General features: G+C 68.2%; 3 protein-coding genes. 1 reads left to right on the top strand and 2 read right to left on the bottom strand.

From position 1 onward, the window contains the following. On the bottom strand, positions 1–408 hold a 408-nt coding region (locus Q0K00_RS11595), incomplete at its 3' end, for an ATP-binding cassette domain-containing protein (protein ID WP_297229700.1). Continuing rightward, entirely contained in the window at positions 386–1249 is an 864-nt protein-coding gene (locus Q0K00_RS11590) for a metal ABC transporter substrate-binding protein (RefSeq protein WP_297229698.1), read from the bottom strand. The genes Q0K00_RS11595 and Q0K00_RS11590, both read right to left, overlap by 23 nt. Positions 1250–1834: 585 nt before the next feature. Here Q0K00_RS11590 and Q0K00_RS11585 point away from each other — a divergent pair. Next, positions 1835–2569, top strand: coding sequence for a molybdenum cofactor guanylyltransferase (locus Q0K00_RS11585; RefSeq protein WP_297229696.1), 735 nt, complete (start codon positions 1835–1837; stop codon positions 2567–2569). Positions 2570–3317 lie beyond the last annotated feature (748 nt).

Raw genomic sequence — 3317 nt, 5'->3', positions numbered from 1 at the left:
CATGCGGCGTTGCAGCAGATGCGCCGCCTGTACCATGTCCAGATGACGGAGCGCCCGCTCCCGTGCGGCGGCCGCTATGCCGAGCCAGAGCGGGCGGCGCTGGTCGCCCAGCGCCAGGAATTCCAGGACGGTCAGCGGCAGGCCCGCGTCGAGCTGTACATGCTGCGGCACATAGGCCATGCGCGGCGGCCGGTCGAAGGCGGGAAAGCTTATGCTCCCCTCGCAGGCGAGTTCGCCGGTGATGCAGAGCAGCAGCGTGCTCTTGCCCGCGCCGTTGGGGCCGATGACGACCGTACTGCCGCCGCGGGGCACGTCCGCGTCGATGTCCCGCAGGATGGTCAGCCCGTTGCGGCGCACCGTCAGGCCGCGCAGGCGCACGGCCACATCAGTGGGTAGGCTGGTGGGCAAGGCGTTCCTCGAGCAGGCTGACATTGTTCCGCATGACCCGCAGATACTGGTCGGCGGGGACATCCTCAGGCCCGGAAGCCAGAGAGTCCAGGCAGAGCAGGGGGATGCCCGCCTCCTCCGACAGCATACGCATGGTCTTGTCCGTGAACTGCCGTTCCCCCAGCAGGAGGTCGGGCCGCTCCTGCCGGGCCTCCTCCAGTATCCGCATCAGGTGGCTGGCCGTGGGAGCCTCGGAGGACGTTTCCTGTACGATGTCCAGCACTTCGAGACCGGCATCCGCCGCCAGATAGGACAGTGCGTCATGCTGCAGGAGCACGCGCACGGGACTGCCCCCCCGCTGCGTCAGCCGCCGCAGGCGCTCCAAAAGCTCCCCCAGGCCCGCGCCAAGACCGGCGGCATTCTCCCGATAGCGGGCGGCATGGGCCGGGTCCCGCCGGGCAAGCTCTTCCGCGATGCCCTCGGCCATCAGCGCGGCAAGGCGCGGCCCCGCAAAAATGTGAGGATCGACCCCGCTGTCCGCGTGCTCGTGCCCGTGGTGCTCCCCACCGCGAGAGGCGGGCAGCTTGCCCGCATACGCCGCAAGCGCCTCGCCCAGACCGGCCCCGCAGTCCAGCACGTCCCCCCCGCGCCGCGACAGCGCGTCGTGGAAGGCGTCCTCCATGCCCAGACCGTTGATGACGATAAGATCGGCCTGCTCGATACGCAAAAGATCGGCCGGTGTGGGCGCGTAATCATGCGGGCAGCCGGTGTCCGCCGCCACGAGCAGCCCGACCTCAAGGCCCGGTACCCCCTCGGTCACAGCCCGCGTGAGCAGCCATACCGGATACGTCCCGGCCAACACGCTGCGGACGGACTCCCCGTGCGCCGATACCGCCCCAATCGGGCCGACAAGAGAAAAAACGGCCAGAACAGCCGCAAAAAAAAGGGAAAGCGATTTCATGAGAAGCAGACAGGTTGATGTTGATATTCCCTTTCTTTAGGGAGTGCCCCCCGGACTGTCAAGTAAACGCCCGCGCCAAAGGGCATGGCGTGTTCGGGCATGGCGGTCATGGTCTCTGTGGGGGGAAGGGGAGGCCCCCGCCTCGCGCGGGCGGGCCTCCCCTTCCCCCCACGCCCCCCAACCCCTCCCCGGCGCGCTTTATTCTGGGGGATGAAAGGGGGGAGCGGCGCGAAAGTCCGGCCTTCGTCTGTCCGGTCCCCCGGTAGAGAAGAGAGGGAAAGCGCGGCGCGTCCATGTTTCCAGCGCCTCCCCGGCGCGCGCTTTATTCTGGGGAGATGCGAGGCGGCGGCACAGTGTCGTCCGGCCCAAACCGGGCGGGATGACTGTGCTTTCCCGCCAAACGACAGTCCGTATGGTTTGAAAGGCAAAGCGTTTCAAACGGAAAATGCGCTTGGCAGGGGAGGGGGCATCCGCTAGGCTGGGCGTATGAGGAAGACGAGCGAATGCGGCGACGAGGCGTGCCCGGACGGAGACGGACAGCGGGCCTTTGTGGGCGTCGTGCTGGCGGGCGGGCTTTCGCGGCGCATGGGGCGGGACAAGGCGCTCCTGCCGTTGCGGGGGCGGGACGGGCTGACGTTGCTGGGACAGGCCGTCGGGCGTCTGTCGGCGTTGTGTCCTGAGGTCTGGGTCTCCTGCGGCCGTGGGGGCGCTTATGCCGGATATGTCTGTGTGCCGGATGCGCCGTTTGCGACGGCTGCCGTTCGCGGCGGCCCGCTGCCTGAGCATCTGCGGGACGGGACGGACGGCGGTATCGGGCCGCTGGCCGGACTGGCGACCTGTCTGGCGCGGGCGCGGGCGCGGGGCTGGGCGGGCATGTTGACGCTGCCCTGCGACATGCCGCATCTGCCGGGATCCCTGCTGCGCGGTCTGCTGACGGCGGCTGCCGGACAGGAAACGGCGCTGGCCGTCTTTTACCGCACGCAAGGCGGCTGGGAAGAACCGCTTGCGGGCGTCTACCGTTGCGGCGCCTTGCCCTTTTTGACGCGCGCCCTGCGGGCCGGACAGCGGCGCGTCCGCAGCATCCTGCCGGAGAACGCCAGACTGCTGCTGCCCCTGCCGAAGGCGGCGCACGGTCTGTTTGCCAACTGCAATACGCCGGAACAGGCCCGCGCGCTGGGCGTGGACATCCCCGCTGACGGAGACGGCACGGCGGCACGATGACCCCGTGGATCGTTCCGCGTTGATGGTGTGCGGCCTTAGAGCGGATCCGCATGGAAATCGTGTCCGATTTCCATGCGGACGCTGCCCTCACCCTACGGAAAAAGCGTGGTTTTTCCGCTTACTTTGGGGCGGGCGGCGCTGTGCCGCCGCCTCGCGTTTTGCCTTTTTCAAAGGCAAGATGCTCGAACGGATAACACACGCCGTCCATTGCGCTGAATCAGCAACGGAAAGCCGTTTTCCCCGACCCACAGCAAGGGATGACGTACCGCTTGCGGAGCGGGAGCGACGATTCCGCCTTGTTGACGTAAGCGCGGCAGGGCGCGGAGGAGATCGCCGCCCCGAAAGGGGCGGAAGCTCCGACGCCGGACGGACGCTCGTCCCGCGTGGGCGCGGGACAGCGGGAGGCCGAACGCCCGCTGCCGCGCGGCAGGGAGGAGACCAGCGGTACGACCGGCGTCCCCCTGTTGCCCGTCAGGGATGGCTGTCCCTAACGCGGGGTAAGGGGTCGTAGGGGGCAAGGGGCGGCGCAAGCCCCTGCCCCCTGCCCCTCGCCGGGAGGCTACCAAGCCCGGATGCCGGGCAACAGCAGCGATCCAGCGGAAGAAGAAAAGAAAAAAAGAACATCCCCCCTGCCGCCTGCCCCAGTGGCGAGCGGCGGACAGGGTACACGTCATGCGACAGGGACGCCCGGCAGCCAAGGAGACATTTTCCCTGCATGGTCAACGACCCTGCCGTCCATTGCGCCGAA

Origin of the sequence: uncultured Desulfovibrio sp. (genome assembly GCF_944327235.1) — a bacterium.
In the GTDB taxonomy this organism is placed as follows: domain Bacteria; phylum Desulfobacterota; class Desulfovibrionia; order Desulfovibrionales; family Desulfovibrionaceae; genus Desulfovibrio.
Note: the sequence above shows the minus strand (reverse complement) of the source record. Positions and strands in the feature narration are given on the sequence as shown.

What these genes read in the sequence shown, in the direction of transcription:
- Q0K00_RS11585 (WP_297229696.1), top strand. Translation starts at nt 1,835, where the DNA reads ATGAGGAAGACGAGCGAATGCGGCGACGAGGCGTGCCCGGACGGAGAC.